The 21,935-nt window shown below is 59.0% G+C and carries 23 protein-coding genes; 14 read left to right on the plus strand and 9 right to left on the minus strand.

From position 1 onward, the window contains the following. Nucleotides 1–9 precede the first annotated feature (9 nt). The 7 genes from H8F23_RS07960 to ppnP all read left to right on the plus strand — a co-directional run bounded on the left by H8F23_RS07960 (nucleotide 10) and on the right by ppnP (nucleotide 7,556). Nucleotides 10–879 (plus strand): SDR family oxidoreductase, encoded by an 870-nt coding sequence (locus H8F23_RS07960; RefSeq protein WP_194933973.1) that lies wholly within the window; start codon nucleotides 10–12, stop codon nucleotides 877–879. A 3-nt stretch (nucleotides 880–882) separates the two neighbouring features. Next, entirely contained in the window at nucleotides 883–2,499 is a 1,617-nt protein-coding gene (gene atuC, locus H8F23_RS07965; RefSeq protein ID WP_194933974.1) for a geranyl-CoA carboxylase subunit beta, read from the plus strand. A 30-nt stretch (nucleotides 2,500–2,529) separates the two neighbouring features. Then, a complete protein-coding gene (gene atuD, locus H8F23_RS07970) occupies nucleotides 2,530–3,687 on the plus strand; it encodes a citronellyl-CoA dehydrogenase (RefSeq protein ID WP_194933975.1) in 1,158 nt (385 codons plus the stop codon). Further along, on the plus strand, nucleotides 3,684–4,481 hold the full coding sequence (locus H8F23_RS07975) for an enoyl-CoA hydratase/isomerase family protein (RefSeq protein ID WP_194933976.1): 798 nt from the start codon (nucleotides 3,684–3,686) through the stop codon (nucleotides 4,479–4,481). The genes atuD and H8F23_RS07975 overlap by 4 nt, the downstream gene beginning before the upstream one ends. A 110-nt stretch (nucleotides 4,482–4,591) precedes the next feature. Further along, nucleotides 4,592–6,553 carry an acetyl/propionyl/methylcrotonyl-CoA carboxylase subunit alpha gene (locus H8F23_RS07980; protein ID WP_194933977.1) on the plus strand — a complete coding sequence of 654 codons (1,962 nt, stop codon included), beginning with the start codon at nucleotides 4,592–4,594 and terminating at the stop codon, nucleotides 6,551–6,553. Between the two features lie 70 nt (nucleotides 6,554–6,623). Next, nucleotides 6,624–7,166 (plus strand): exonuclease domain-containing protein, encoded by a 543-nt coding sequence (locus H8F23_RS07985; protein ID WP_194933978.1) that lies wholly within the window; start codon nucleotides 6,624–6,626, stop codon nucleotides 7,164–7,166. A 105-nt stretch (nucleotides 7,167–7,271) separates the two neighbouring features. Then, nucleotides 7,272–7,556 carry a pyrimidine/purine nucleoside phosphorylase gene (gene ppnP, locus H8F23_RS07990; RefSeq protein WP_003226701.1) on the plus strand — a complete coding sequence of 95 codons (285 nt, stop codon included), beginning with the start codon at nucleotides 7,272–7,274 and terminating at the stop codon, nucleotides 7,554–7,556. A 71-nt stretch (nucleotides 7,557–7,627) separates the two neighbouring features. Here the strand turns inward: ppnP and H8F23_RS07995 are convergent, their stop codons facing one another. Together H8F23_RS07995 and H8F23_RS08000 are read right to left on the minus strand one after the other, a co-directional pair. Then, nucleotides 7,628–8,434 (minus strand): MOSC domain-containing protein, encoded by an 807-nt coding sequence (locus H8F23_RS07995; protein ID WP_194933979.1) that lies wholly within the window; start codon nucleotides 8,432–8,434, stop codon nucleotides 7,628–7,630. Between the two features lie 166 nt (nucleotides 8,435–8,600). Next, nucleotides 8,601–9,536, minus strand: coding sequence for a chemotaxis protein CheV (locus H8F23_RS08000; RefSeq protein WP_064391361.1), 936 nt, complete (start codon nucleotides 9,534–9,536; stop codon nucleotides 8,601–8,603). A 454-nt stretch (nucleotides 9,537–9,990) separates the two neighbouring features. Here H8F23_RS08000 and H8F23_RS08005 point away from each other — a divergent pair, with 454 nt between their 5' ends. From H8F23_RS08005 to H8F23_RS08015, 3 genes are all read left to right on the plus strand, one after another. Beyond that, entirely contained in the window at nucleotides 9,991–10,458 is a 468-nt protein-coding gene (locus H8F23_RS08005) for a hypothetical protein (protein WP_095048435.1), read from the plus strand. Between the two features lie 486 nt (nucleotides 10,459–10,944). Continuing rightward, on the plus strand, nucleotides 10,945–11,838 hold the full coding sequence (locus tag H8F23_RS08010; protein WP_095048436.1) for a sensor histidine kinase: 894 nt from the start codon (nucleotides 10,945–10,947) through the stop codon (nucleotides 11,836–11,838). Next, entirely contained in the window at nucleotides 11,835–12,494 is a 660-nt protein-coding gene (locus H8F23_RS08015; RefSeq protein ID WP_093435094.1) for a response regulator, read from the plus strand. Before H8F23_RS08010 ends, H8F23_RS08015 begins: the two co-directional genes overlap by 4 nt. On the opposite strand, the gene yegS is transcribed toward H8F23_RS08015, so the two are convergent. Further along, nucleotides 12,478–13,395: a lipid kinase YegS gene (gene yegS / locus H8F23_RS08020; protein WP_093435097.1), complete on the minus strand. Its 918-nt coding sequence runs from the start codon at nucleotides 13,393–13,395 to the stop codon at nucleotides 12,478–12,480. The genes H8F23_RS08015 and yegS overlap by 17 nt on opposite strands. Before the next feature lie 312 nt (nucleotides 13,396–13,707). On the opposite strand from yegS, the gene H8F23_RS08025 reads away from it, so the two are divergent. After that, a complete protein-coding gene (locus H8F23_RS08025) occupies nucleotides 13,708–14,016 on the plus strand; it encodes a hypothetical protein (RefSeq protein WP_194934170.1) in 309 nt (102 codons plus the stop codon). Between the two features lie 61 nt (nucleotides 14,017–14,077). Here H8F23_RS08025 and H8F23_RS08030 read toward each other — a convergent pair whose 3' ends face one another. Both H8F23_RS08030 and moaB read right to left on the minus strand, forming a co-directional pair. After that, a complete protein-coding gene (locus H8F23_RS08030) occupies nucleotides 14,078–15,304 on the minus strand; it encodes a molybdopterin molybdotransferase MoeA (protein WP_194933980.1) in 1,227 nt (408 codons plus the stop codon). Next, nucleotides 15,288–15,827, minus strand: a complete 540-nt coding sequence (gene moaB, locus H8F23_RS08035) for a molybdenum cofactor biosynthesis protein B (protein ID WP_093435105.1) — start codon at nucleotides 15,825–15,827, stop codon at nucleotides 15,288–15,290. The genes H8F23_RS08030 and moaB overlap by 17 nt, the downstream gene beginning before the upstream one ends. A gap of 81 nt (nucleotides 15,828–15,908) precedes the next feature. Between moaB and mobA the strand changes: the two genes are divergently transcribed. Next, nucleotides 15,909–16,511, plus strand: a complete 603-nt coding sequence (mobA, locus tag H8F23_RS08040; RefSeq protein ID WP_194933981.1) for a molybdenum cofactor guanylyltransferase MobA — start codon at nucleotides 15,909–15,911, stop codon at nucleotides 16,509–16,511. 78 nt (nucleotides 16,512–16,589) lie between these two features. Further along, entirely contained in the window at nucleotides 16,590–16,811 is a 222-nt protein-coding gene (locus tag H8F23_RS08045; RefSeq protein ID WP_007908660.1) for a YgdI/YgdR family lipoprotein, read from the plus strand. A 79-nt stretch (nucleotides 16,812–16,890) separates the two neighbouring features. Here the strand turns inward: H8F23_RS08045 and H8F23_RS08050 are convergent, their stop codons facing one another. The 3 genes from H8F23_RS08050 to H8F23_RS08060 form a co-directional block, all read right to left on the minus strand. Further along, the gene (locus tag H8F23_RS08050; protein ID WP_099756839.1) at nucleotides 16,891–17,781 is read right to left on the minus strand and encodes a pseudouridine synthase; all 891 of its coding nucleotides are present in this window, start codon (nucleotides 17,779–17,781) and stop codon (nucleotides 16,891–16,893) included. Between the two features lie 70 nt (nucleotides 17,782–17,851). Next, nucleotides 17,852–18,169 (minus strand): transcriptional regulator, encoded by a 318-nt coding sequence (locus H8F23_RS08055; RefSeq protein ID WP_093435111.1) that lies wholly within the window; start codon nucleotides 18,167–18,169, stop codon nucleotides 17,852–17,854. Between the two features lie 112 nt (nucleotides 18,170–18,281). Next, a complete protein-coding gene (locus H8F23_RS08060; RefSeq protein ID WP_093435113.1) occupies nucleotides 18,282–18,518 on the minus strand; it encodes a glutaredoxin family protein in 237 nt (78 codons plus the stop codon). A gap of 207 nt (nucleotides 18,519–18,725) precedes the next feature. On the opposite strand from H8F23_RS08060, the gene H8F23_RS08065 reads away from it, so the two are divergent. Beyond that, on the plus strand, nucleotides 18,726–20,438 hold the full coding sequence (locus H8F23_RS08065) for a cation:proton antiporter (RefSeq protein ID WP_194933982.1): 1,713 nt from the start codon (nucleotides 18,726–18,728) through the stop codon (nucleotides 20,436–20,438). Here H8F23_RS08065 and H8F23_RS08070 read toward each other — a convergent pair. Beyond that, on the minus strand, nucleotides 20,435–21,643 hold the full coding sequence (locus tag H8F23_RS08070) for an ammonium transporter (RefSeq protein WP_095048442.1): 1,209 nt from the start codon (nucleotides 21,641–21,643) through the stop codon (nucleotides 20,435–20,437). The two genes, H8F23_RS08065 and H8F23_RS08070, sit on opposite strands and share 4 nt — an antisense overlap. Nucleotides 21,644–21,935 lie beyond the last annotated feature (292 nt).

The raw sequence follows: 21,935 nt of genomic DNA on the forward strand, positions 1-21,935 counted from the left end.
ATTGTTTGCATGGCTTACGCGTCGATTTTCCACGCTGGTCTGTTCAGCGGCCAGACCATCATCGTCACCGGTGGCGGCAGTGGCATCGGTCGCTGCACCGCCCATGAACTGGCGGCCCTTGGTGCCAAGGTGCTGCTGGTCGGGCGCAAGCCGGAGAAGCTGCAAAAGGTCACCGACGAAATCGCCGAGGACGGTGGCCGCGCGCACTGGAAGGCTTGCGATATCCGCGATGAAGAAGCGGTAAAACAACTGGTCAGCGAATTGATTGCTGAACACGGACCGATCCACAGTCTGGTCAACAATGCCGGCGGCCAGTACCCGTCGCCCTTGGCCTCGATCAATCAGAAAGGTTTCGAAACCGTGCTGCGCACCAACCTCGTCGGCGGTTTTCTGATGGCGCGGGAAGTGTTCAACCAGTCGATGAGCAAACACGGCGGCAACATCGTCAACATGCTCGCCGACATGTGGGGCGGCATGCCCGGCATGGGTCACTCTGGCGCGGCGCGGTCGGGCATGGACAACTTCACCAAGACTGCCGCGTTCGAATGGGGTTATGCCGGCGTGCGGGTCAACGCGGTGGCGCCGGGCTGGATTGCCTCCAGCGGCATGGACACTTACGAAGGCGCATTCAAAGCGGTGATTCCGACCCTGCGCGAACACGTGCCGCTCAAGCGTATCGGTACCGAGTCGGAAGTCAGTGCGGCGATTGTTTTTTTGCTGAGCCCGGCCGCCGCATTTATCAGTGGCAGCACCTTGAAAATCGACGGCGCGGCCAGCCTCGGCAGCCGTGCATGGCCGTTGCACAAGGCGACCCACAGCGAGTCGTTCAACGGTTTCCACCGCGCGTATTTACCCGATGTGCTGAAGGACAAGGAGTAAGCCATGCCGCAGATCCAGTCCCGACTCGACCCGCACAGCGAAGCGTTTGCCCGCAACCGCACGGCCATGCTCGCGGTGATCGAACACGTGCAGCAACTCGAACAGAGCCTGCTGAACAAGGCCACCGAAGCCAAAGCCAGGTTCGACAAGCGCGGGCAACTGCTGCCCCGTGAGCGCTTGAATCTGTTGCTCGATCCCGGCGCGCCGTTTCTCGAACTGGCCAGCCTCGCCGGCTACAAGTTGCACGACGACAAGGACGGCAGTTCCGCCGGTGGCGGACTGATCGCCGGTATCGGTTACGTCTGCGGCATTCGCGCGATGGTGGTGGCGAACAACAGCGCAATCAAGGGCGGGACGATCTCGCCCACTGGCCTGAAAAAATCCCTGCGTCTGCAACAGATCGCCCAGGAAAACAAACTCCCGGTGATCACCCTTGCCGAAAGTGGCGGCGCCAACCTCAATTACGCCGCCGAGATTTTTGTCGAAGGCGCGCGCAGTTTTGCCAATCAGGCGCGGATGTCGGCAATGGGTTTGCCGCAGATTACCGTGGTGCATGGTTCGGCCACGGCAGGTGGTGCTTATCAGCCGGGGCTGTCGGATTACGTGGTGGTGGTGCGCGGCAAGGCCAAGCTGTTCCTCGCCGGTCCGCCACTGCTCAAAGCGGCCACCGGCGAAGTTGCCACCGATGAAGAACTCGGTGGCGCCGAGATGCATGCGCAAGTCGCCGGCACGGCTGAATACCTCGCTGAAAACGATGCCGATGGCGTGCGTCAGGTCCGTGAAATCCTCCGTATGTTGCCGTGGAACGAGCAACTGCCGTGGTTGCCGGAGCCGCAATACAAAGAGCCGCTCTACCCCATCGATGAATTGCTCGGGCTGATCCCCGACGATCCGAAAAAACCTTACGACGTGCGGGAAATCATCGCGCGCATCGCCGACGAATCCTGCTTTCTGGAATTCAAGGGCGAGTTCGATCAGCAAACTGTTTGCGGCCAGTTGAAGATTCAGGGCCGCGCCTGCGGGTTTATCGGCAACAACGGCCCGATCACGCCGAACGGTGCGAGCAAAGCGGCGCAGTTCATTCAGTTGTGCGACCAGAGCCAGACGCCGTTGCTGTTCTTTCACAACACCACCGGTTTCATGGTCGGCACCGAATCGGAACAGCAAGGCGTGATCAAACACGGCTCGAAACTGATTCAAGCGGTGGCCAACGCGCGGGTGCCTAAACTGACCATCGTCGTCGGCGGCTCGTACGGGGCCGGTAACTATGCGATGTGCGGACGCGGTCTCGATCCGCGCTTCATCTTCGCTTGGCCCAACAGTCGCACGGCGGTCATGGGCGGTGCGCAGGCCGGCAAGGTATTGCGCATCGTCACCGAAGCCAAACAACTTAAGGACGGCCTGACGCCGGACCCGAAGATGCTCGACATGCTCGAACAGGTCACCGCGCAGAAACTCGACAGCCAGTCCACCGCGCTCTACGGCAGCGCCAATCTGTGGGACGACGGGCTGATCGATCCACGCGATACGCGCACGCTGCTCGGCTACTTGCTGGACATTTGCCACGAAGCCGACATTCGCAAGCTGCAACCCAATAGCTTCGGCGTCAGCCGGTTCTGACCGCCACGGACCCTACGGAGAACAATAACAATGATCTTCACCCCGGAACACGAAGCCCTGCGCCGTACCGTCCGCCAATTTGTCGAGCACGAGATCAATCCGCACGTCGACGAATGGGAAAAAGCCGGACGCTTCCCGATCCACGAGATTTTCCGCAAGGCCGGCGACCTCGGTTTGCTCGGTATATCCAAACCGGAAAAATTCGGCGGCATGGGTCTCGATTACAGCTATTCGATTGTCGCCGCCGAAGAGTTCGGCACCATTCATTGCGGCGGCATTCCGATGTCGATCGGCGTGCAGACCGACATGTGTACGCCTGCCCTCGCCCGTTTCGGCTCCGATGAATTGCGCGAAGAGTTCCTGCGCCCGGCGATCACTGGCGAGCAGGTTGGTTGCATCGGCGTCTCTGAAGTCGGTGCAGGCTCCGACGTCGCCGGGCTGAAAACCACCGCGCGCAAGGACGGCGACGACTATTTGATCAACGGCAGCAAGATGTGGATCACCAACTCGCCGCGCGCCGATTTCATCTGCCTGCTGGCCAACACCTCGGACGACAAACCACACATCAACAAATCGCTGATCATGGTGCCGATGAACACGCCGGGGATCAGCCTCAGCTCGCACCTGGACAAGCTCGGCATGCGCAGCTCGGAAACCGCCCAGGTGTTTTTCGACAACGTGCGCGTGCCACAGCGCAATCGCATCGGCCATGAAGGCGCCGGGTTCATGATGCAGATGCTGCAGTTTCAGGAAGAACGCCTGTTCGGCGCGGCAAACATGATCAAGGGGCTGGAATATTGCGTCGACAGCACCATCGAGTACTGCAAAGAGCGCAAGACCTTCGGCAATGCACTGATCGACAATCAGGTCATCCACTTCCGCCTCGCCGAATTGCAGACCGAAATCGAATGCCTGCGCGCGCTGGTCTATCAAGCCACCGAGCAGTACGTGAAAGGCCAGGACGTCACGCGGCTGGCGTCGATGGCCAAGCTCAAGGCCGGGCGCCTCGGCCGCGAAGTCAGCGACAGCTGCCTGCAATATTGGGGCGGCATGGGTTTCATGTGGGACAACCCGGTGGCCCGCGCCTACCGCGATGTCCGGCTGGTATCGATTGGCGGCGGCGCCGACGAGATCATGTTGGGGATTATCTGCAAACTGATGGGCATCCTCCCGGGGAAAAAGAAATGAGCAGCCTGCCGCAATGTCAGACGCTGTTGCTGGAACTGCATGGCGGCGTGCTGCACATCACCCTCCATCGGCCGGACAGTCGAAATGCGATGAGCCTGCAGATGGTCAGCGAACTGCGCACGGTGCTGGCGGCTGTGCGTGATGACCGCGCTGTTCGGGCGTTGGTGCTCAGCGGTGCCGGCGGGCATTTCTGTGCCGGTGGCGATATCAAGGACATGGCCAGCGCTCGTGCTCAAGGCACCGAGGCTTATCGCGTTCTGAACCGGGCGTTCGGCGCCCTGCTGGAGGAAGCACAGCACACGCCGCAAGTGCTGATCACCGTGCTGCAAGGCGCTGTGCTCGGCGGTGGTTTCGGTCTGGCCTGTGTCAGCGACATCGCGATTGCCGATCATCAGGCGCAATTCGGCCTGCCGGAAACCAGCCTCGGCTTACTGCCGGCGCAGATTGCGCCGTTTGTGGTGCAGCGCATCGGCCTCACCGAAACCCGTCGACTGGCACTGACCGCCGCACGTTTCGATGGCCATCAGGCACGCCGTCTGGGGCTGGTGCATTTCGTCGAGCAGGATGCCCAAGCGCTGGCCGAGCGGCTGGATGAGGTGTTGCAACATGTGCTGTGTTGCGCGCCGGAGGCGAATGCCATGACCAAGAAATTGTTGTTGGCGAGTGCCGGTCAGCCTTCGAGTGAACTGCTTGATGAGGCGGCGCAGTGGTTTAGCGAGGCAGTGACTGGCGATGAAGGTGTGGAGGGAACCATGGCTTTTGTGCAGAAGCGTAAACCTCGGTGGGCCACTTAAAAGCATCGCGAGCAGGCTCACTCTACAGGGGAAATGCATTCCAAATGTAGGAGTGAGCCTGCTCGCGATGAGGCCATCACTTTCACCGCAAAATACTCAGGAAGATCACCATGCCCGCCATCCACAAAATCCTGATCGCCAACCGCGGTGAAATCGCCTGCCGCATCCAGCGCACCGCCCAAGCCTTGGGCTATCGCACCGTCGCCGTCTTCAGTGATGCCGACGCCGATGCCCTGCACGTTCAGATGGCTGACCAAGCCGTTCGCATTGGTCCGCCCCCCGTTCAACAGTCATACCTCAACATCCCTGCGATCCTCGACGCCGCTCGCCGCAGCGGTGCTGACGCGATCCATCCCGGCTACGGCTTTCTTTCGGAAAACGCCGAATTCGCCCGTGCCTGTGAACAGGCCGGGCTGATCTTCATCGGCCCCAGCGTCGAAGCCATCGAATTGATGGGCAGCAAACGCCAGTCAAAAATCGCCATGCTCGAAGCCGGCGTGCCGTGCATCGCCGGTTATCAGGGTGCTGAACAGGACGACGCAACGTTGCTGCGCGAGGCCGAACGCATCGGCTACCCACTGATGATCAAGGCCAGTGCCGGCGGTGGCGGGCGCGGCATGCGTCTGCTGCACAACGCGGCTGATTTGCCAGCGCAATTGCGCACCGCGCGCTCCGAAGCATTGAACGCTTTCGGCAGCGACGAATTGATCCTTGAACAGGCGCTGATCGAACCGCGGCATGTCGAAGTGCAGCTGTTCGGCGATCAGCACGGCAACCTGATCTACCTGGGCGAACGTGACTGCTCAATTCAGCGTCGCCACCAGAAAGTCATCGAAGAAGCGCCCTGCCCGGTGATGACCGCCGAGTTGCGTCAGGCCATGGGTGAAGCGGCATTGAAAGCCGGGCGCGCAGTGAACTATGTCGGCGCTGGCACCGTTGAGTTTCTGCTCGACACACGCGGCCAGTTCTACTTTCTGGAGATGAATACGCGCCTGCAAGTCGAGCACCCGGTAACTGAACTGATTACCGGGCTGGATCTGGTCGCATGGCAATTGCTCGTTGCCGAAGGGCAGCCGTTGCCGCTGACCCAGGATCAGGTTCAGCTCAACGGACATGCCATGGAGGTGCGGCTCTACGCCGAAGATCCCGCGCAAGACTTCCTCCCGCAAACCGGCCGAGTGCAAGCCTGGGAACCGGCGCTGCAGCACGGTACGCGAATCGACCATGGTTTGCTTGAAGGGCAATCGGTCAGCCCGTTCTACGACCCGATGCTCGGTAAGCTGATCGCCTGGGGTGCGACTCGCGAGGAAGCCCGACGCAAACTGTTGCGCGCGGTACAGGACACGGTGCTATTGGGTGTACAGAGCAATCAGCGCCTGCTCGTCAGTCTGTTGCAACACCCGCAGTTCATCAGCGGCGACTTCAGTACTGCCTTGATTGCCCGCCACTTCAGCGATCAGCCCTGCCTGCACCGTTATGCTCCCGACGCCGAGGACCTGGCGATTGCTGCGGTACTTTTCTATCAGACCGGCGCTCTCTGCCACCGCGCGCCACTCACCGGCTGGCGCAATAACGCCGGCGTGCCGTTGAATTATCGGCTCGGTCTCGACGATCAGAACTGGACAGTGCAACTGCTCGCGCAAGCGCACGGAGCATTCAAAGTGCAGATAGCCGAACGCACACTTGAATTGAAACTTATCGACCACGATGCCCAGTCGGTCACGCTGGAAGTTGACGGCCTTCGTCAGCGCCACACCTACCGCCTGAATGACGAGCAACTCTGGTTGTTCTGCCATCCCGGCAGTCTGCGCCTTGAGGATCGAACTCACGCCGTGATCGACAGTCAGACCAGCGTTAGCTCCGGCACCCTGAAAGCACCCATGGACGGTGCCATCGTCGACGTACTGGTCAGCGAAGGCAGTCCGGTCAGCAAAGGTCAGTTGCTGGTGGTGCTGGAGGCAATGAAAATGGAGCACCCGCTCAAGGCCGGCATCGACGGCGTGCTCAAGCGGGTGCAGGTCAAGGTCGGCGATCAGGTAAAAAATCGTCAGGTTCTGTTACAGGTCGAGTAGTCGCCCACACGCCCGTGCGGGTTTTGACTACGCTCTGAGTTATCAGAACGCGGAAATCAGGAACCCTGCGATGCCTCACTGGCTGGTCATAGATCTGGAAGCCACCACCGATGAGGGCGGCTGGCCAGTCACCGAAATGGAAATTATCGAGATCGGCGCCACCCTGGTCGATCGCGCCGGGCGCGAGCAGGATCACTTCCAGCGTTTCGTCAAACCGACGCGACGGCCGTTGCTCACGCCTTTTTGTCGTGAACTCACGCACATCACTCAGGCCAATATCGACTCGGCGCAAGTGCTGACCGAAGTCTGGCGGGCGTTCGAACACTGGCTCGCGCAACATCAGACACGCCTTGAAGGCTGGGCCAGTTGGGGCGATTACGACCGCAAGCAGTTGTTGCAGGAATGGCAGCGTCTGCAAATCGACAGTGGCTTGAGCAAGGTGCCGCACATGAATCTCAAACAACGCTTCGCCAAGGCTCGGCGCCTGGAGCGTCCATTAGGCCTCAACGGTGCGCTGCAATTGGCCGGCATGCAGTTCAGCGGCCAGCAGCATCGGGCACTGGAAGATGCGCGCAACACCGCGCGGTTGTTGCCACTGGTGTTGCCACTCTAGGGTCAATTCGAGAACTCACCGGACAGACGCCGGGCAGGTGACGGCGCGAAAAGCCTTGTGCATACTGGCCGCCTCCAATTTCTAACCCTTTTCGAGGAATCGCCCATGTTTAAAGTCAACGAGTACTTCGACGGCACCGTCAAGTCGATCGCCTTTGGCACTGCTGAAGGTCCGGCGACCATCGGCGTCATGGCCCCGGGCGAATACGAATTCGGCACCGCTCAGCGTGAAATCATGCATGTGGTTTCCGGCGCACTGACCGTCAAACTGCCCGACAGCAGCGACTGGGAAACCTTCGCCGCCGGCAGCCAGTTCAACGTCCCGGCCAACAGCAAGTTCCAGCTGAAAGTTGCGGTCGACACCGCTTACCTGTGCGAGTACCGCGGCTAAACCCACGGCTTTCACTGCGATAAAAAAATGCCCGTGTCCAAGGACACGGGCATTTTCGTTTCAGAGACGGATTATTCGAGAATCTCCACCGGCATGCCGACTTCGAGTCGGCCATTGTTGTCGTTGACCAGATTCTGGCCGAACATCGCACCATCGGCTTCGGCGCGGTATTTCTGCAAGGTAGCCAGAGGCTCGCGATCGGCACTGCGCTCACCGGTTTGCGGGTCGATGGTGGTGAGGATGCAACGCGAACACGGCTTGACCACGCGGAATTCGACATCGCCAATGCGAATGCGCTTCCAACGGTCTTCGGCATAAGCCTCACTGCCTTCGATCACCAGGTTCGGCCGAAAACGCAGCATTTCCAATGGTCGTCCGACCTGTTGCGAAAGGTCCTGCAAAGAGGCCTCGCCGATCAACAACAGCGGAAATCCGTCAGCGAACGCGACCTGATCGTCATCCTTGCCGAAGCCAGCCTGGGTGGTCCGGGCGCGATCCAGCGGCACCTGCACCAGCCGGGTCGGCTTGCCGATGAAATCGCTGACCCAGCGCGCCGCCTCATCACCGGCATCCGGCACGCGCAAGGTGTCACGCCAGATCGTCACGCCACGCAGTTCGGCATCGTTACCCGGCAAGGCAATTTCGATGGGAGGCTGTTGCGGCGCACTAAGGGTCAGACCGCCCTGCGCATTCCATAGCGCCGACAACTGACTCATCTTCGCTTCAGCGCGCTGGGTCAGAAAGCGGCCGCTGGCCTCGTCCACGAGCATCCAGCGTCGATCGCCATCAAGCCCCAGCTTGTCGAGATCAACACTTTGCAGCACATCGACTTTGCCGGATTTCAACGGGTAACGATAAAGCGCGCTCAGACGCAGCATGGCCAGCTCCCTGGAGGGTAAAAACGCCACCCTATACGAGCTTGATCAGGAATCAAAGAGCAATAACTGTAGGAGTGAGCCTGCTCGCGATAGCGGTGTGTCAGGTAATGATTCGGGGCTGACACACCGCTATCGCGAGCAGGCTCACTCCTAAATGGGTGTGTGGTCAGGCAGGGACTTCGTCGAGCATCAGGCGCTGGCGAACGACGTCGACCAGTTTGTCCGGCTGGAATTTGGAGAGGAAGTTGTCGCAGCCGACCTTCTTCACCATCGAGTCGTTGAAGCTACCGGACAGCGAGGTATGCAGCACCACGTACAAGCCACGCAGACGCGGATCGTTACGAATTTCGGTAGTCAGGCGATAACCGTCCATCTCCGGCATTTCCGCATCGGTGAAGATCATCAGCAGCTTGTCGGTCATGTTCACGCCGGTATCGGCCCAGGCCTTGAGCATGTTCAGCGCCTTCAGGCCATCGCTGGCAATGTGCATTTTCACCCCGAGCTGGCCGAGGGTGTCGCGCAATTGCGAGAGTGCCACGTTGGAGTCGTCCACCAACAGCACTTCACGGCCACGGGCGCGCTCGAGCACCGGATCATCGAGTTTTTCACGCGAGACCTTGGCGTTATACGGAACGATTTCGGCGAGGACTTTCTCGACGTCGATGATTTCCACCAGTTGATCGTCGACCTTGCTGATCGCGGTCAGATAGTGCTGACGCCCGGCGCTGGTCGGCGGCGGCAGAATGGCTTCCCAGTTCATGTTGACGATACGGTCCACACCGCCCACCAGGAAGGCCTGCACCGAGCGGTTGTATTCGGTGACGATGATCGTGCTGTTGGGGCCCGGCACCAACGGACGCATACCGATCGCCTGCGACAGGTCAATGACCGGCAAGGTCTGACCGCGCAGATTGACCACCCCGCACACAAACGGGTGACGCTGCGGCATCAAGGTCAGCTTCGGCAGTTGCAGCACTTCCTGAACCTTGAACACGTTGATTGCGAACAACTGCCGCCCGGCCAGTCGAAACATGAGAATTTCCAGGCGATTCTCACCCACCAGTTGCGTGCGTTGGTCTACCGTGTCGAGAATGCCGGCCATCAATGACTCCTGGGCTTGTTCTGATGAATTCACTATGTGAGGTTATCGGCGGCAAATCGCAGTTCTTGATTGCCATACCCGACCCCATCAAAAATGCCATGAACAGGCATTGATGTCACATTAACATCATGCTTTACTGGCCCGGTGATTTTCATCTGCTACATTCTCTGCGGCGCGACCTCGGTTTGCACGGTAGGTTCCCGCGCCTAAGGGATTCCCCTAGTAACAATCAGGCCCAACCTGATATTCGCAATATCCAATAGCCATTAATGTGACGCCATTCTCATTGCATGAACGGAGTCAGGCTATTGTGTGCGATCGCAGTTCAGTGGAAACAAGCCCTCTGGAACCCCTCAGTCTGTGCACTTGCACGTCTGGGCGCGATCTCCCGACGATTCACGATCGTCGCCACACACGGCATTCCCTCATCAGACATGACGTTGTGGAGATAAGCATGCCAATGGACCGCAAAGAGTGGGTACAACGCTTCCCCGAATTCCTTGTCGAGGCCGAGCAACTCCTGGCCAAGTCCGAAGAATGCCTCAGCCATCTGCAATTGATCAGCAATGACAAGGACGCCATCGAGTGCATGCTCAGTACTCTCCTGAAACTCGCACGCAGGGCTGAAGCCCTGGCGCTGGAGGCGATTTCCGAGTTTTCCCTGCACATTTACAGTCTGCTCAACCTCAATCAGGAACACGTCGACCTTCACGAACAGGCCCTGCAAGCCTTGCAGGATTGCTTCACATTGATGGCCTGGCAGCTTGAACTGGTCGATCAGCAGACCGGGCAACTGAGTCTGGATGAAAGTGAGCAGGCTTTGCTGCTCGAAGCATTCGCCTTCCAGGTCAGCCAAAGCCGCCATCAGCCGCCCCGGACGGGCAAACGTTTGCCCCAACTGCCCTACTCGGGACAAGCCTGATCCGCACTCGGTACCCGCACAGGCACTTGGGACACACGCGTTGAAGGTCGCAATTGAATAGTTCATACCTGCCAGCGACAAGTCGAACTAAATAATCACTGAAGACCGACGCCGATATTTTTTGCCGGCCTCAGGGTTTACCTGTGTGCAAACAAGCACAACTTCAGGCAACACCGACATCTATCGAACACAATAAATCGACTTTTCCATTATGGAACTTGCGTCCAATATCACGTATTTCCTGACTCAATGGACATATATAGCAAACGCGACCAACGGTATCTTAAGTGGTATTATGCCGCCCATTAGTTGCTTTCAAATTAGTGGCACAGTGACTTCAGAGATCGCTATCCACTGATAGTTGGCGGCCAATACGTTTACTGAACCGCGTTGAAATCAATAATATAATTGACAGCATTTTCAGACAGAGACCCGTCAGCCTCCGGCCGGTCTGCCCGCAGCGAACATCCATTGGCTCCATCCGTTATGTACGCCAGCCTCAAGTCAATCACTACATGGCCACCCTCCCGCGAAAATGCTCGCCGGTTCACACTCATACTGTGTGTCGCGGCCACGCTCGGCAGTCTGCTGACCTACGCTCTTTCAACACCACTTTGCCTGGGATTGCTGCTGCTCGAGATCGCTGCTACTGCGTGCGTCTGGGTGCAATATCGACTGTCACGCAAATCAATCAAGTTTCAGCCGCAGGAACTCGCTGACCGCTTGCTGGAAGTCCAGGAAAACGAGCGCCATCGCCTCAGCCGCGAACTGCATGACGATATCGGCCAACTGCTGACGGCCGCCAAACTGCAAAGCGAATGGCTCAAGCGGCGCATGCCCGACGACTTGCAGGAACAATGCACCGCGTTGTGCGACACCCTGGAAGAAACCCTCAACAAGGTGCGCGACGTTTCAGCCATTCTCAACCCACGCCAGTTGACCAGCCTGGGACTTGAAGCCAGCCTGCGTGCGCACCTGCTCAAGACATTGGCCAACACTAACGTGCACTGGAGCCTCGATTGCCAGCAGCGGCTCAATGGCATTCCGGAAGAAATGGCAGTCGCCGCCTTTCGTATTACCCAAGAGGCTGTTACCAATATCCTGCGTCACGCACAGGCAAAAAATCTGGTGATACGCGTGCAACGTCTGCCCAAAGGTCTGACGTTGCTGATCAGCGATGACGGCCTGGGATTCGCCCCGGCGGCCAACCCCGGTCGTGAAGGACAACGAGGCATGGCCGGGATGGCCGAACGAATCGAGCAACTGGGTGGCACCCTGAACGTCATCAGCGAACCGGGCAAAGGCACTCAAATCGAAGCACTCTTCCCGTGGGCGCCACGCGCACTCGAGCGGGCCAGTACGAATAAGGTTATGCGTTGACTTGCAACTTACTTCTGGTGGATGACCACTCGCTGATCAGGGCCGGCGTGCGCGCTCTGGTGCTGGATATTCCCGGTTACGCGGTGATTGGCGAGGCCAATGACGGTTCGCAGCTGCTCGAAATGGTCGAGCAACTGAATCCGGATATCGTGTTGCTGGATATCTCCATGAAAGAAACCGGTGGCCTGGAAGCCCTGCAACGGCTCAAGCGGGTGCGCCCGCAGAGCAAGGTGCTGATCCTGTCGATGCACACCGATCCGGCGCTGATCATGCAGGCGCTGGAATCCGGCGCCCACGGCTACCTGCTCAAGGACACCACAGCGACAGAACTTGAGCATGCACTGGAAGCCCTGCGCAACAACGAGCGCTACCTGAGCCCGGCGATCGCCCATACCGTCATCAATCAAGCCCTGACCCGTAATCAGAAGCAGCAGCCGGAGGCAGCCGACTCGCACAATCTGACCGCGCGCCAACTGGAAATCCTGCGCTTGATCGTGCGCGGAAAATCCACCCGGGAAATCGCCAATGGCCTGGGCCTGAGCATCAAGACTGTCGAGACCCACCGCTCACAAATCATGAAGCGTCTGCAAATCTACGACGTGGCGGGTCTGGTGCTCTTCGCCGTGCGTGAGCAGATCATCAGCCTGGACGACTGACCAGCCCGGCGCTGCTCAACAAGGGAGAATGTTCCGGCAAATGCACGCGCAACGCCGCCGGACGCGCCTCGAATCGCATACTGTCACCTTCGAGCGGTTCACCATCAAGATTGATGCACAGCCCCTCGGCGACCTTGATTTCGACCCATGGCAGACGGGTGCGAACAAACATGTTGTCGATCCCGAAACCATCGCTGAGCAGCGTCTTCAAGGTGCCCACCAACTCCTGGGGCGCCGGCAGAATGCTGATATCCAGCAAGCCATCATCGGCCAGCGCCTCCGGGCACAACACGTGTCCACCGCCGGCCTGTCGGCCATTGCCGATACCCAGTGCCAACAGCTCGCCACGCCAGTGAAAATCCGGCCCCTGAAGTTCGCCGTAAGCGGCATGCAGCTCGCTGAATCGTGACAAGCCAGTGAACAGATAAGCAGCACCGCCAAGTACTTTTTTCAGGTCCTCGGAGGTATTGGCCGTGACCTGGCTGCCGAAACCACCGGTGGCCATGTTGAGAAAAATCTGCCCGCCCACTTCACCCAGATCGATGGCGCGCGGTGGCACATCGAGCAGCTCAAGGGCTTCGGCAGGCTCCAGCGGTACGCCGGCGGCACGGGAAAAATCGTTGGCAGTGCCCAAAGGCAGGAGTACGAGGCTGGCTTTGCCAGGATGCGCGGCGAGCGCTTCGGCGATATCGCGCAAGGTGCCATCGCCGCCCCCGGCAATGATTTTCGTGTAGCCGTCGGCCAAGGCTTGTTCTACCCAGCGCTGTGCGTCCCCTGCCTCCCAGGTCAGACGCACGGCCAGCTCCCAGCCTTGCTTGCGCTTGTCCTCGACGGCGGTGCGTACCGCCTCGTTGAGTGCCTGCTTGCCATGCAGAATCAACAGCGCCCGGCGTTCACTCATATCATCACTCCCAAATCGATCGGTTAAGACATCTTGACCACTGGCGCACGCAAAAAAGCCGTCAAACCCGTAATTAATTCAGCGTTCCGAGCCTCGACGTCCTACACGACGGTATTTTTTCTTACAAAACATGCGGAATCGGCTTAATTGACCCGGTTCGAGCATTGGGTCACCGTGTGTTGGCGGTATCGATTTTCAATCCAACACACAAGGACGTGCATGTAATGAGTGGATACACCCCATGGGCTCTTGCCGGTTCGAGAGCTGGAAAAGGTTGCAAGCAAACAGTTGAAACAATCGGTGGATGCTTCCATGCCTGGTCATGAAGCAAGAATACCCGTGAGTCCGGTTGGCCCCCTTGTCGAAAGTCGCGCGAATCACAAGTCCGATTTCAAAAACAGCGCCAGAACCACTGGAGAAGTTGATATGGAACCCCGTGTTACCGAGCTGGAAACCCATCTCAAATACCTTCGACGGGACATGGACGAAATTCGCGGTGATGTCCGAACGATCAAACACCGGCTTGCGTACTCGGCGGGTGCAACAGCGGTAGTGCTGGGTTTGCTGGGCTGGGTGGCCAATAGCCGATTCGATCAGCTTGTGACATTGATCAGCAATTAATTGAATCAGTCATTGCAGGCGCCGCCTGAATCAGCCGACGCCTGCATTTACGAGATAGTGATCAGTCGAGCAAGTCACTCAGCGGGATGAAGACCACTTCGTCTCCGACGCTCAGCGTGCGACCTTCCAGCACTTCAACCAATCCATCTGCCCACGCGGCGCTACGCAGTACACCTGAGCTCTGGTTGCGGTAGACAGTCGCCCGTCCTTGCTCAAGGCGGCCTCGCAGGTACTCACGCCGATTGCCTGCCACCGGCCAGTCAAACCCTGCTGGCACGGTGAACTTCAGCGGTTCGACGACCCGAACGCCCTGACGGCGTAACAGATAAGGCCGAGTGAGCAGCGCAAAGGTCACCAGTGTCGACGCCGGATTGCCTGGCAAGCCAATGACCGGCACGTTGCGGAAATGGCCAAAAGTTAGCGGTTTTCCAGGCTTGATCGCCAGCTTCCAAAGGGCAAGCTCGCCCTCTTCACGCAATGCGATACCCAAAAAATCCGCCTCACCCACCGACACGCCACCGGTGGAAAGAATCAGGTCAACATCCTGCAACTCACCCAGACGCGCACGGGTCGTGGCCAGATCGTCCGGAATAATACCGGCATCAACGACCTCACAGCCCAGGCGTTGCAGCCAACTGCACAGCAACACTCGATTGCTGTTGTATATCTGTCCCGGCCCCAGGGCCTGGCCCGGTTCGACCAATTCATCGCCAGTGGAAATCACCGCGACACGAACCTTGCGCACGACCTTCAACCCGGCGCGGCCCAACGATGCGGCCAGCCCCTGCTCTATCGGACCCAAGCGGGTTCCGGCGGGCAGAATCAGTTCACCGACTGTGGTTTCCTGACCTTGCGGGCGAATGTTCTGCCCGGCCTTCATCGGCTCAAGGAAACGCACCGTTTCATCGGTTTGAACCTCAGCGTTTTCCTGCATTTCCACGCAATCAGCGCCCGCGGGCACCGGCGCCCCGGTGAAGATCCGTGCACAGGTACCCGGCGTCAGCGGTTCGGGGGATTGCCCGGCAAACACCTTCTGACTGACCGGCATCGGTTCGCCCGTCCAGTCGGCCAGATTCAGCGCATAACCGTCCATGGCGCTGTTTGGCCAGGGTGGCAGATCCAGCGTCGAAATCAGGTCTTCGCCCAGCACACGCCCCTGAACCTGAGCCAGCGGCAAATACTCATGCTCGACAATCGGCGACGCCTCGGCCATGTCGAGCAGGCGCTCCAGCGCCAGCTCGACCGGCATCAGCGCACCGGTCTTGCCCGGCTTACCCACGGGATTCACAAGGCGCTGCCTGCTTCAAATGAGTCACGAAGTTGCACGGGCGATGACGCGCGTCCAACTGCTCGCCCAGGATGCCATCCCAACCGGTGCGTACGGCATTGGTCGAACCTGGCAGACAGCACACCAGCGTGCCATTGGCCAGACCGGCCAGCGCCCGGGACTGAACTGTCGAGGTGCCGATATCGGCTACCGAAATCTGCCGGAACAACTCACCAAACCCGTCGACCTGTTTATCCAGCAGGCAGGCAACCGCTTCCGGCGTGCTGTCGCGACCGGTAAATCCGGTACCGCCGGTGATCAGCACGACCTGCACGACATCGTCGGCAATCCAGGTGGCGACTTGCGCGCGAATTTTGTAGAGGTCATCTTTAAGCAAAACCCGCTCCGCCAAACGGTGGCCGGCCGCCGTCAAGCGATCGACGAAGACCTGGCCTGAGGTGTCGGTTTCGAGAGTTCGGGTGTCACTGACTGTCAGCACCGCAATATTGAGCGGCACGAAAGGTACATCAGCCTTGGCTTTCATAGGCTCGTCCAGTTGTAGGAGAAACAGCCCGGTGTTATATCACAGCGCCCTATTTTTTCGCCGCCCCTCTGGAGAGCTGCCATGACCCGCGATTCGCAATTGCCCCCCTGCTCCATTCTGCTTTTGGCAGGCGGGCGCGGCCAACGCATGGGCGGTCAGGACAAAGGCCTGGTCGAGTGGCTGGGCGAACCGTTGATTGCACATTTGCAGCGTAAGGTACGCGGGCTGACTGACGACCTGATCATCTCCTGCAACCGCAATCGCGAGCGCTACGCGCCGTTTGCCGATCAATTGGTAGTCGATGACGAAGGCGATTTTCCGGGGCCATTGGCAGGTATTCGTGCCGGTCTGAAAGCGGCGCGCCATAGCCACCTGCTGGTTTTGCCGTGCGACGTTCCGCGAATTGACGCCGCGCTGCTGCAAAGCATGCGCGAGACTGCCAATCAGCATCCTGAAAAACCTTTAATGTTGCGCCATGACGAGCATTGGGAACCTTTGCTGTGTGTGATTCCGGTGGCCCTTCTAACGGCTTTCGAAGATGCCTGGAATGCCGGTGAACGCAGCCCCGGCCGGGTCATGCGCGGTCTCGGCTCCACTGCCCTGGAGTGCCCTGACAACGACCCGCGGCTGGCCAACCTGAACACCCCCGAACTGTTAAATTCCCACAACACTGTGTCAGACTGACACCATTCAAGGAACTCTCACGCCTTGTATACGTCTCAAGCTCAGTAACCAAAAGAATTCCCATTCGGAGACACACCCATGACTCAACGGACCCTCGCCACTTTCATGCTCGCACTGGGCCTTGCCACCCTCGCCGGTTGCTCGTCGCCTACAGTGATCACCTTGAATGACGGTCGCGAAATCCAGGCCGTCGACACCCCGAAATACGATGACGATTCGGGCTTCTACGAGTTCAAACAGCTGGACGGCAAAGAAACTCGCATCAACAAGGATCAGGTTCGTACCGTTAAAGAGCTGTAAGCTCTGGGTCGACACCGGATATAGAAAAGCCCGCATTGATTGCGGGCTTTTTCATGGGTGCTCGAAAAGCGAGGCGGTGTCACCACTGCAGCGTGATCCGGCTCTCGAATTCGCGCTCCTCACCGGTCACCGGGTCGACAAACCGCAGCCCTTGCGCCAGCAGCTTCAGCGGATTGGCGTAATCGTCCTCGACGTCTTTCAACACCTGCGGATAGAACGGATCGTTGCAGATGCTCGCCCCCAGCGCAGTCATGTGGACGCGCAGTTGATGTTTCTTGCCAGTCACCGGAAACAAACCGTAGCGCCACAGATCGCCATGCTTTTCCCGAACCTCCACCGCCGTTTCGGTATTACTGGCACCCACGCCTTCCTGCATGCGGAAAAACGGTTCGCCATCGACCAGACGGCTCTTGTGCACCAGGGGGAAATTCAGATCGGGCAGTGCCGGAGCGATGGCCTCATAACGCTTGTCGATCTGCCGCGTGGGGAACAGCGACTGATAAGCCGATCGGGTTTGCGGATTGGCCGAGAAAATCACCAGTCCCGCCGTATGCCGGTCGATGCGGTGCAGCGGCACCAAGTGAGGATTGTCCAGGCGATGAATCAGCCTGCGCAACAGGGTTTGCTCAACGTATTCGCCGGCGGGCGTCACCGGCAGAAAATGCGGTTTGTCAGCCACCACCAGATGCTCGTCTGCATACAGAATCGACTCGACTACCGGGATCGGCTTCTCGTCCGGCACTTCGCGAAAATAATGAATCCGCAGACCTTCCTTGTAAGGCAAGTCCACCGGGATCGGCTGGCCATGGCCGTCCAGCACCCGTCCCCGGGCGATCCGGTCCAGCCATTGCTCACGGTCAATGGCGCTGAAATGCTCGCACAGGCAATCGAGTACGGTCAGCCATTTACCGGGCGGCAGATAAAGTGTGCTCGCCTGATTCTGAGCAGCGGAAAATGTAGATGTGGACATACGAAAATCGAACCCTCAATGCAGGGCGGCATTATCCAGCACTGAGGGAAGCGAACCTAGCGCAGAATGTTCAGGCCGGAATTGTTTTCAGCGCTGCGGCGTCAGTGAATTCCTTGAGCCAGCGCAATACATCAACTGCCTCCCAGCGGCCCGGATCGTACAAGGCGTAGAGCAGCCCCTGATAACCGACCACATCCAGTTGCTTGTGGTAACCGGCACGCTGAAACAAGGCCTCGATTTCGGCAAAGCAGGTGTTGAAATGCAGCTTGTTGAACGGCGTCTTGCCTTCCGTGACCAGCCCGTCCAGGCGCAATTCGAGAACGGCCTCGCGCACCACGTCAACCGACATCCGGTTCACGCTGTTTTTCAACTGTTCGACATTGACCACGGTTCATCCCTCTGACGCATTTACTGTATGAACATACAGTAACCGATGAAACCGCAAAATGCCAAGGAATGCATGGCAGTAGCGACCGGCGGGATAAACCAGAAAATGCGGATCAACCCAGAAACGCTACGACCTCATCAGCGCTGAATGGCCAGTCCAGCTCAGCCCCGCTGTCGACACGGCGCAACACCGGAATCCGCAGGCTATAAGCCTCGAACCAGGATTCGTCTTCAGCGATGTCGACCAGTTCCACCAGCAGGCCGTGCTCGACAAAAGGCATCAACTCGGCCTCGGCGACTTCACACAAATGGCATCCAAGGGTGCCGAACAGCTGACATTCAGGAGGCATGATTGCTCAACCAAAAAATGAGTGGGCCTATTCTAGGCCGCACCTGAAAACCCGTCGAGCCAGCGCCGCCCAAAGGCTCCAGCCCCTCAACAAAGGGGCACAGGCAAAACCCTGACGCAAATCAGTCCACAGAAAAATCATTTGCGCGATCCTCCCGGTCTTTTTGCCTCTACGCTTGAAAAGCCTGATCTGCCATCGGAGTGTCCAGTGTTTGCCAATCTGTTGATCATCCTCGCCTCGTCCCTCGTGGTCATTGCCCTGTTCCGTCGCCTGCGGTTGCCACCGGTTCTGGGTTACCTGTGCGTGGGACTGCTGGTCGGGCCGAGCGCCTTCGACTGGGTCAACGAAAGCGAACACTTGCCTGACGTAGCCGAGCTGGGCGTGGTGTTTCTCTTGTTTTCACTGGGCCTGGAGTTCTCCCTGTCGAAGATGATCGCCCTGCGCCAGGTGGTGTTTCGTCTCGGCAGCCAGCAGGTGCTGATCAGCACTGCGCTGCTCGGTTTGCTGCTGATGCTGTTGGGCATGCCGATGACGCCGGCGCTGTTGCTCGGTGCCGGGCTTTCGCTGTCCTCAACGGCGATTGTGACCAAAGAGTTGGGCAGCCTCGGCGAGGTATTCAGCAGTCACGGCCAGAATGCCGTTGGCGTTCTGCTGTTTCAGGACGTGGTCGCGGTATTGCTGCTGACGTTGGTGCCAGTGTTTGCCGGCAGCAGCGAGCAAGCCTGGTACTGGGCGTTGCCACTGACCCTGGCAAAAACCGTGGTGCTGTTTGTCGGTCTGCTGCTGGCCAGTCGCTGGTTACTGCCGCGGCTGTTCCATGAAGTGGCCGCGTCACGCTCGGCAGAATTGTTCGTGCTGCTGGCGCTGGTGATTGTGCTGTTGACCGCGTGGCTGACGCACCTGCTGGGGCTGTCCCCTGCCCTTGGTGCATTTCTGGCTGGCATGTTGCTCGGTGAAAGCCACTATCGACACCAGATCGAGGCGGATATCCGGCCGTTCCGCGACATTCTGCTCGGGGTGTTTTTTGTCAGCATCGGCATGCTCATCGACCTGCAACTGTTCGTCAGTCACAGCCTGCTGATCCTCGGGCTCACCGTCGGCTTGATGGTGATCAAGGGTATCGTCGTCGCCTTGCTGGTGAAGTGGCGCGGCAGTGACAGCGAAACAGCATGGCGCAGCGGTCTGGCGCTGGCGCAGGGGGGCGAGTTCTGCTTCGCCCTGATGGCACAGATGCAACAACACAGCATGATGCCCGAAGCACTGGGCGACCTGCTGCTCGCAGCGACGTTCTGCTCAATGTTGCTGACGCCCTTGTTGCTGCGCGCAGCGCCACGCATCGCAGCAGTGCTGCACCGCAAACCCAATCAGGAGGCGCAGATCGAAGAGATCAGCGCACTCAATGCCGACCTCAACCAGCATGTGGTGATTTGCGGCTACGGCCGCGTCGGCCAATCCATCGGTCGTTTCATGCGCAACGCCGAGCAGCCTTTTATTGCGCTGGACAATGACCCGGTGCGGGTACAGGAAGCCGCCAGTGGAGAAAGCGACGTGCATTACGGCGACTCGTCGCGCGGCGATCTGCTGACTGCTGTCGGCCTGTTGCGCGCCAGACTGCTGGTGGTCGCCGTGGATCAGAGCGACATTGCCCTGCGTATCCTCAAGGAAGCACGTCGGCTCAACGCCCACGTACCGATACTGGTGCGTACCCGCGACGACAGCCAGTGGGCCGAACTGAAAGCCGCCGGCGCCACCGAAGTGGTGCCGGAACTATTGGAGTCGAGCCTGATGCTCGCCTCCCACGCCTTGATCATGCTCGGCTTGCCGGCGCATCAGGTGCAGGAAAAAGTCGATCAGGTGCGCATCGACCGGTATCGCCTGCTCCACGGTTTCTATCCCGGTAGCGACGATGCCGAGACTTAATCCTGACTTACCGCGCCGATCTTGTGCAGCGACAGGTCAGCGCCGTAATACTCTTGTTCCTGACTCAGGCGCAGCCCGTGCAGCGCCTTGATCACGCCGTACACAGCGAAGCCACCGATCAGCGCCACCGCAACACCCAGCGCGGTGCCGATCAACTGGCTGATCAAGCTGACGCCGCCAATACCGCCGAGCGCAGTCTGGCCGAAAATCCCGCAGGCAATCCCGCCCCACACGCCGCACAAACCGTGCAATGGCCACACACCCAAGACATCATCGATGCGCCATTTCACCTGGGCGGCGGTAAAGCACCAGACAAACAGTGCACCGGCGATCGCGCCAGTCACCAGCGCGCCGACCGGATGCATCAGATCCGACCCGGCACAGATCGCCACCAGCCCGGCCAATGGGCCGTTATGCAGGAAGCCCGGGTCATTACGTCCGACAAGCAGCGCCGCCATGGTGCCGCCAACCATCGCCATCAACGAGTTGACCGCAACCAGACCGCTGACGCCTTGCAGCGTCTGCGCGCTCATCACGTTGAAGCCGAACCAGCCGACAATCAGAATCCAGGAACCCAACGCCAGAAAGGGAATGCTCGACGGTGCGAACGCCACCAGACGACCGTCGCGATAACGGCCATTACGCGGCCCCAGCAGCAATACCGCCGCCAGCGCCAGCCAACCGCCCATGGCGTGCACCACCACGGAACCGGCAAAATCATGGAAAGCGGCACCGAACTGCGCCGTCAGCCACGCTTGCAAACCGTAGTTGCCGTTCCAGATCATGCCCTCGAAAAAGGGGTAGATGAACGCGACAATCAAGGCCGTGGCGCACAACTGCGGCACGAAACGCGCGCGCTCGGCAATGCCGCCGGAAATAATCGCCGGGATCGCTGCGGCAAAAGTCAGCAGGAAGAAAAACTTCACCAGTCCATAACCGTGATCGGCACTCAGCACCGCCGCCGGCTGCATAAACGTCACGCCATAGGAAATCCAATAGCCTATAAAGAAATAGGCCAGGGTCGAGACGGCGAAATCACTGAGAATTTTCGACAGTGCATTGACCTGGTTTTTCTGGCGCACCGTACCGACTTCCAGAAAGGCGAAACCGGCATGCATCGCCAGCACCATCACCGCACCGATCAGAATGAACAAGGTATTGGAGCTGTGAACCAGCGTGTCCACAGCGCTTTGCAGATTTTCCATAAGCAGGCAGACCTAAAGGCGAAAAAGGCACCAAAGCGGTTCATGCGCACATTTCATGCACCAAGTTGCGACCACGCAGTCACAGATCCGAAGGTCCGGCGAACCGCTTTGGCGCACGAGGTCGATGTCCTGACACGAACCGGGCTTGTTTGGGATAAGGTTTCTCAATGCGCACGCCCGGCAACAGCGCACAACCGCCGGGGAACGCACCACGACACAGCAAAAGTTGTACCAGTCATTTGTACTGAACCTTCGCGCAAGGCTCATACTCGAACGCTTCAGACGTCACTTA

It is taken from the genome of Pseudomonas neuropathica (genome assembly GCF_015461835.1).
GTDB classification, from domain to species: Bacteria; Pseudomonadota; Gammaproteobacteria; order Pseudomonadales; family Pseudomonadaceae; genus Aquipseudomonas; species Aquipseudomonas neuropathica.